General features: G+C 60.9%; 6 protein-coding genes. All 6 read left to right on the forward strand.

Features of this window, described 5'->3' with window-relative positions:
• Positions 1-176 precede the first annotated feature (176 nt).
• Positions 177-926 carry an endonuclease/exonuclease/phosphatase family protein gene (locus C2134_RS11480; RefSeq protein ID WP_103320168.1) on the forward strand — a complete coding sequence of 250 codons (750 nt, stop codon included), beginning with the start codon at positions 177-179 and terminating at the stop codon, positions 924-926.
• A gap of 335 nt (positions 927-1,261) precedes the next feature.
• Positions 1,262-1,999 (forward strand): methionine ABC transporter ATP-binding protein, encoded by a 738-nt coding sequence (locus tag C2134_RS11490; protein ID WP_103320172.1) that lies wholly within the window; start codon positions 1,262-1,264, stop codon positions 1,997-1,999.
• Positions 2,000-2,686: a methionine ABC transporter permease gene (locus C2134_RS11495; protein WP_103320174.1), complete on the forward strand. Its 687-nt coding sequence runs from the start codon at positions 2,000-2,002 to the stop codon at positions 2,684-2,686.
• A gap of 33 nt (positions 2,687-2,719) precedes the next feature.
• Positions 2,720-3,529: a MetQ/NlpA family ABC transporter substrate-binding protein gene (locus tag C2134_RS11500; protein WP_103320176.1), complete on the forward strand. Its 810-nt coding sequence runs from the start codon at positions 2,720-2,722 to the stop codon at positions 3,527-3,529.
• 356 nt (positions 3,530-3,885) lie between these two features.
• A complete protein-coding gene (gene gyrA, locus C2134_RS11505) occupies positions 3,886-6,486 on the forward strand; it encodes a DNA gyrase subunit A (protein WP_103320178.1) in 2,601 nt (866 codons plus the stop codon).
• On the forward strand, positions 6,486-6,953 hold the full coding sequence (locus C2134_RS11510) for a PaaI family thioesterase (protein ID WP_103320180.1): 468 nt from the start codon (positions 6,486-6,488) through the stop codon (positions 6,951-6,953). The genes gyrA and C2134_RS11510 overlap by 1 nt, the downstream gene beginning before the upstream one ends.
• Positions 6,954-7,125 lie beyond the last annotated feature (172 nt).

Genomic DNA, 7,125 nt, shown 5'->3' on the forward strand with positions numbered 1-7,125 from the left:
CGAATCGATGGGCATAGCGTTGCCGTCAGAGAGATTGCTTGGGGGTGTATGATCATAATGAGAATGGGAAGGTGACTCTCGAAATACGCCTCTAAGGCTTTGGTTTTTAATGACCCACTTTCTGCTTTTTTCTTCATGCACAACATGATTATTGTGGTTTAACTTGATGTTTTCATATGAAGAATATCAGCGTCATAACCTATAACATCCACAAAGGAATGTCTCCGCTGAACCGCCATGTGCGCGTGGGCGACATGGCCGAGGCGCTGGCGGATCTGGCGCCGGACTTGCTGTTTTTGCAGGAGGTGCAAGGCCGTAATCTGGCGCGGGCGCTTAGCCATCAGCGCTGGCCTGTCCAGCCGCAGCACCATTTCCTGGCCAGCCGCCTGGCGCACCGCGCCGTATATGGCCTGAACGCCAGTTATGACCATGGCCATCACGGCAATGCCTTGTTGACGCGGTTTCGCGTGGGGGAGTGGTGCAACCGCGATATTTCGGTCAATCGTTTTGAGAGCCGCGGTGTGCTGCAATGCTTGGTGCAGCCGGATGGCTGGGCGCAGCCGGTGGTGGCGTTGTGCGGGCACTTCAATTTGCTGGCGGTTGACCGGCGCAAGCAGTACCGGGGTTTGGCGCGCTATGTGCAGGAAGCCATTGCGGAGCACCAGCCGCTGATTCTGGCTGGCGATTTCAACGACTGGCGCGGCGAGGCTAGCGCCTTGCTGAAGGGCGAGTTGGGTTTGGACGAGGTGTTTCTGCAATTGTATGGCGGCCACGCGCAGAGCTTTCCGGCGCGGATGCCGATGCTGGCATTGGATCGCATCTATGTGCGCGGCTTGAAGGTGGAGTCGGCAAGGGTACTGTCTGGCAGGCCATGGTCTGGCCTGTCCGATCATCTGCCGCTGTATGCGCAACTCTGTCTATCCTGATCGGGAAGGCGGCAAGGCGTGATCATTTCAGATAAAACAAAAAGTGCTTAATAAAGAACGGTTTTTCATATTGCAAAGCACTTTTTGCGATATGGAGACAGTTTTATATAATCTTTCAAAAGGTGGTTGACGCTAAGCGAAAAAAGATGTTCAATCTCAATCAAATTTATCGCCGATTTGAACACAGCTTGCGGGCGTAAAACAGCTAAAGCGTGGGTAGACAGACCCAGCATCATCTCAATCTGTCTACATTTAATCTCCCGGATCATCCGAAGATTTCCACAGCAAAGCCCGCCGCAGCTATCGGCGGGCTTTATGCTTTGGGAGTGTTAGGAATGATTCATCTGCAAAATGTCTGCAAACGGTTCCGCCGCCCGGAAGGCGGCTGGTTTGATGCCGTGGCGGAAACCTCGTTGTCGATTCGCCAGGGCGAAGTCTTTGGCCTGATCGGCTTCTCCGGCGCCGGCAAGTCCACCTTGTTGCGTCTGATCAATCTGCTGGAACGCCCAGACGCTGGCGCCGTCATCGTGGATGGGCAGGATCTGACTAGCCTGAACGCCAAGCAACTGCGAACCGCCCGTCAAAACATCGGCATGGTGTTCCAACAATTCAATCTGCTGGCCAACCGCACCGTAGCCGGCAACGTGGCCTTCCCGCTGGAAATCGCCGGCTGGAGCAAGGCGGACATCGAGAAGCGCGTGGCGGAGTGCCTGGCCATTGTCGGCCTGGAAGACCGCGCAAACCATTATCCGGCCCAGCTGTCCGGCGGCCAGAAGCAGCGTGTCGGCATTGCCCGCGCCTTGGCGCCGCGGCCGCATGTGATCCTGGCTGACGAGCCGACTTCCGCGCTGGACCCCAAAACCACCCAATCCATCCTTGACTGCCTGAAAGACATCAACGCGCGCTTTGGCGTCACCATCGTGATCGTCACTCACGAAATGCATGTGGTGCGCAGCATCTGCCACCGCGCCGCGGTATTGGACCAGGGCCGCGTGGTGGAGATCGTCGATGTCGACAATGCCGAAGTGGAAGCCGATTCCGATCTGGCCCGCTCGCTGCTGGAGGCCGCATAAATGGATGCCGTAACCCTGAACGAAGCGTTGCTGAATCTGCAATCGATGGCGCCGGAAATCTGGCAGGCCTGCAAGGAAACCGGCGTGATGCTGGGCATCGGCCTCGCCGCCGCCATCGTGTTTGGCGGTCCGCTGGGCGTGATCCTGTACCTGTCGCAGCCGGGGCAGCTGTTCGCCAATCGCGCCGTCAACGGCGTCTTGAGCTGGCTGGTGAACCTGGTGCGTTCCTTCCCCTTCATCATCCTGATGGTGGTATTGATTCCGCTGACCCGCGCGCTGGTGGGCAGCACCATTGGCCCGGTGGCGGCTTCGGTGCCGCTGGCTTTCGCCGCCATTCCGTACTTTGCCCGCCTGGTGGAGCAAACGCTGCGTGAGATTCCGCGCGGCGTGGTGGAGGCGGCCGAGGCGATGGGCGCCAGCCCGCTGCAGATCATCTTCAAGGTGCTGGTGAACGAAGGGCGTTCCGGCCTGATTTCCAGCCTGACCATTCTGACCATCAGCTTCCTCAGCTACACCGCGGTGGCGGGCGTGGTGGGCGGCGGCGGCATCGGCGATTTGGCCATCCGCTACGGCTACTACCGCTTCCAGACCGATGTGATGGTGGCCATGGTGCTGCTGCTGGTCGTGCTGGTTCAGATTATTCAGCTGTTGGGCAACCGCCTGGCGGCCAAGCTAGACAAACGCTGATTTTCAAGACGCGCAAATTTAAAGGAGAGAACAATGCGTAGATTCGTTATCAAGGCAGTTGCCGCATCCGTAGTGGGCCTGGCCCTGGCAGGCCAAGTGCTGGCCGCCGATCCGGCCAAGAAGGAAATCGTCATCGGCACTACCGTGGGCGACTTTGGCGACATGGTGAAGCAATCGATCAAGCCGCAGCTGGAAAAGCAAGGCTATGCCGTGAAGCTGGTGGAGTTCACCGACTATGTGCGCCCCAACCTGGCGCTGCAGGAAGGTTCGCTGGATGTGAACGTTTTCCAGCACAAGCCTTACCTCGACAACTTCGCCAAGGAGCACAAGCTGTCCCTGAAAGAAGTATTCCAGGTGCCGACCGCGCCGCTGGGCATCTATCCGGGCAAGCTGAAGTCGCTGAAGGACGCCAAGGCCGGCGTGACCCTGGCTGCGCCTAATGACCCGTCCAACTTCGCCCGCGCCCTGGTGATGCTGAACGATCTGGGCTGGGTCAAGCTGAAGCCGGGCGTCAACCCGCTGACCGCCTCCGAGCGCGACATCGCCGAGAACGTGAAGAAAGTGAAGATCATCCCGCTGGAAGCCGCCCAGCTGCCGCGTTCGCGCAGCGATGTCGACTTCGCTGTGATCAACGGCAACTACGCCACCAGCTCCGGCATCAAGCTGACCGAGGCCGTGTATCAGGAAAAGAGCTATGCCTATGTGAACTGGGGCGTGGTGCGTGCCGCCGATGCGGGCAAGCCTTGGGCCAAAGACGTGATCGCCGCCTACAACTCCCCGGCGTTCAAGGCCTATACCAAGCAGAAGTTTGCCGGCTACAAGCTGCCGCAAGGCTGGAACTGAGTTTTTCTTGTAACACTCCTGGCTACAAGACTTGCGGAGGGCTGCGGCCCTCCTTTTTTTATCTCTATTCCACTCAATTCATATTGTTCCGAGACGACTCTGGCGGCTTGGCCAAGCCTCGCGCCATAAACTGGACAATCGAAGATGAAGTGAGTGTTTCCATAAAGTCCCCTGCCCAGCGGCCCTGCGCCGCCAAGGCCGCATGCGCGTGGCAAGAGGGCATGCACACAGTCTTTCGTGGTAGAATGGAGGGATTGTCACATCACGTCGGCCAGCGCGCCCGGCGGCCCCGAATCGCCAGTGCGACGGGCGCTTGCTTCGCTTCGGCCGGATCATTCTTACGAATCAAGACACTTATGACCGATAACCAGTTCGCCAAGGAAACGCTTCCCATCAGCCTCGAAGAGGAGATGCGCCGTTCTTACCTGGATTACGCGATGAGCGTGATCGTAGGCCGGGCGCTGCCAGACGTGCGCGACGGCCTGAAGCCGGTGCATCGCCGGGTACTGTACGCCATGCACGAACTGTCCAACGACTGGAACCGCGCCTACAAAAAGTCGGCCCGTATCGTTGGCGACGTGATCGGTAAATACCACCCGCACGGCGACTCCGCCGTGTACGACACCATCGTGCGGATGGCGCAGGACTTCTCCTTGCGTTACCCGCTGGTGGATGGCCAGGGCAACTTCGGCTCGGTGGACGGCGACAACGCCGCCGCCATGCGTTACACCGAAATCCGCATGGCGCGCATCGCGCACGAGCTGCTGGCCGACATCGACAAAGAAACCGTGGATTTTGGCCCCAACTACGACGGCTCCGAGCATGAGCCGCTGATTCTGCCGGCCAAGATCCCGAACCTGCTGGTCAACGGCTCGTCCGGCATCGCGGTGGGCATGGCCACCAATATTCCGCCGCACAACCTGAATGAAGTCATCGACGCTTGCCTGGCTCTGTTGGCCAACAGCGATATCACCATTGACGAGCTGATCGACATCATCCCGGCGCCGGATTTCCCCACCGCCGGCATCATCTATGGCACGGCCGGCGTCAAGGAAGGTTACCGCACCGGCCGCGGCCGCGTGATCATGCGCGCGCGCACCCATGTGGAGCCGATCGGCAAGGGCGACCGCGAAGCGATCATCGTCGACGAGATTCCGTACCAGGTGAACAAGGCCCGCCTGCTGGAACGCATCAGCGAACTGGTGCGCGACAAGCAGATCGAGGGCATCTCCGACCTGCGCGACGAGTCGGACAAGTCCGGCATGCGCGTGGTGATCGAACTGAAGCGCGGCGAAGTGCCGGAAGTGGTGCTGAACCATCTGTACAAGATGACCCAGCTGCAGGACAGCTTCGGCATGAATATGGTGGCGCTGGTGGACGGCCAGCCGCGCCTGTTGAATCTGAAGCAGATTCTGGTGGAATTCCTGCGTCACCGCCGCGAAGTGGTGACCCGCCGCACCATCTTTGAACTGCGTAAAGCGCGCGAACGCGGCCACATCCTGGAAGGCCTGGCCGCGGCCTTGTCCAATGTGGACGAGATCATCGCGCTGATCAAGGGCTCCGAGGCGCCGCCGCAAGCCAAGGCCGCGCTGATGGCGCGCGCCTGGCGCTCGTCGCTGGTGGAAGACATGCTGTCCCGCGTCGAAGGCGACAAGGCGCGTCCGGAAAACATCGACCCGGCCTACGGCATGAAGGAAGATGGCTACCATCTGTCCGACACCCAGGCCCAAGCCATTCTGGACATGCGCCTGCAGCGCCTGACCGGCCTGGAGCAGGACAAGATCGTCGGCGAATACCGCGAGATCATGGATGTGATTCTGGACCTGCTGGACATCCTGGCCCGCCCGGAGCGCATCAACCAGATCATCAGCGACGAACTGACTGCCATCCGCACCCAGTTTGGCGATCCGCGCCGTTCCGAGATCGAGCCTTACGGCGGCGATATCAATATCGAAGACCTGATCACCCCGCAGGACATGGTGGTCACGATTTCGCACACCGGCTACATCAAGGCCCAGCCTATCGACGATTACAGCGCCCAGCGCCGCGGCGGCCGCGGCAAGCAGGCGGCGGCCACCAAGGACGACGACTTCATCGAAACGCTGTTCGTGGCCAATACCCACGATTACGTGCTGTGCTTCTCCAGCCGCGGCCGTTGCTACTGGCGCAAGGTGTACGACCTGCCGCAAGGCGGCCGCCAGAGCCGCGGCAAGCCCATGGTCAACGTGCTGCCGCTGGAAGAGGGCGAGAAGATCAACGCGCTGCTGCCGGTCAAGGAATTCCGCGACGACCAGTATGTCTTCATGTGCACGGCCAGCGGCACGGTGAAGAAGACGCCGCTGGTGGACTTCTCGCGCCCGCGCACCGCCGGCATCATCGCGGTGAACCTGGAAGACGGCGACAATCTGATCGGCGTGGCGCTGACCCACGGCGACGACCAGATCATGCTGTTCTCCGACGCCGGCAAAGCCGTGCGCTTCAGCGAGACCGACGTGCGTCCGATGGGCCGCAACGCGACCGGCGTGCGCGGCATGATGCTGGGCGATGAGCAGCAAGTGATTTCGCTGCTGGTCAGCAATTCCGAACAGCAAATGGTGCTGACCGCCAGCGACGGCGGCTACGGCAAGCGCACCTGCGTGGGCGACTTCCGCCTGACCAGCCGCGGCACCCAAGGCGTGATCGCCATGGATCTGACCGACAAGACCGGCCTGAAATTGGTGGCGGCCAGCCTGGTGGAGGAAAGCGACGACATCATGCTGATCACCACCGGCGGCGTGCTGATCCGCACCAAGGTGGCGGAAGTGCGCGAAACCGGCCGTTCGGCCCAGGGCGTGCGCCTGATCAATCTGGACGAGGGCGAAAAGCTGATCGGCCTGGAGATTGTGGCCGAGTCCGAGGCAGAGTGCGAGGAAGTCGAAGGTGAGGGCGATGCCGCGCCGGAGCAGGGCGAGGCGTGATGATTCCGACTCCCGCCAATCCCCGCGTGCTGGAGGCGATGAGCCAGCTCTTCGTCTCCTTCCCGCACTGCGCGACGCTGGGCTTCGAGTACGTCGGCACCGACGGCCGCAAGCCCACGCTGAAACTGCAATGGCGCGAAGACCTGGTCGGCAATCCGGCCACCGGCATCCTGCACGGCGGGGTGATCACCTCGCTGGTCGATACCTGCAGCGCCATCGCCGTCACCGCGCATCTGCCCAGTATTGAAACGATCGCCACGCTGGATCTGCGCATCGACTACCTGAAGTCCGCCACGCCGGGCAAAGCCATCCACTGCACCGCCGAATGCTACCGGCTGGCCAGCCAGATCGCTTTCACCCGCGCGGTGTGCTATCACGACAATCCGGCAGACCCGATCGCCCACGGCGTGGCGACCTTCATGCGCGAGTCCAGCCGCACGCCGATGTTGCAGGAGGCTCAGCCATGATGAGCGAATTCATGCAACGTTTCGCCGAGCTGCGCGACCGCAAGGCCTTTGCCGAGATCGTCGATTCGCTGCCCTACGTCAAGCTGATGGGCACGGTGATGGCCGAGGACGAAGCCGGCGAGCTGCGCTTCGAGCTGCCGTTTCTGGCGCGCAATGTCGGCAATACTTCGCT

The organism is Chromobacterium sinusclupearum, assembly GCF_002902845.1.
Taxonomy (GTDB): Bacteria; Pseudomonadota; Gammaproteobacteria; order Burkholderiales; family Chromobacteriaceae; genus Chromobacterium; species Chromobacterium sinusclupearum.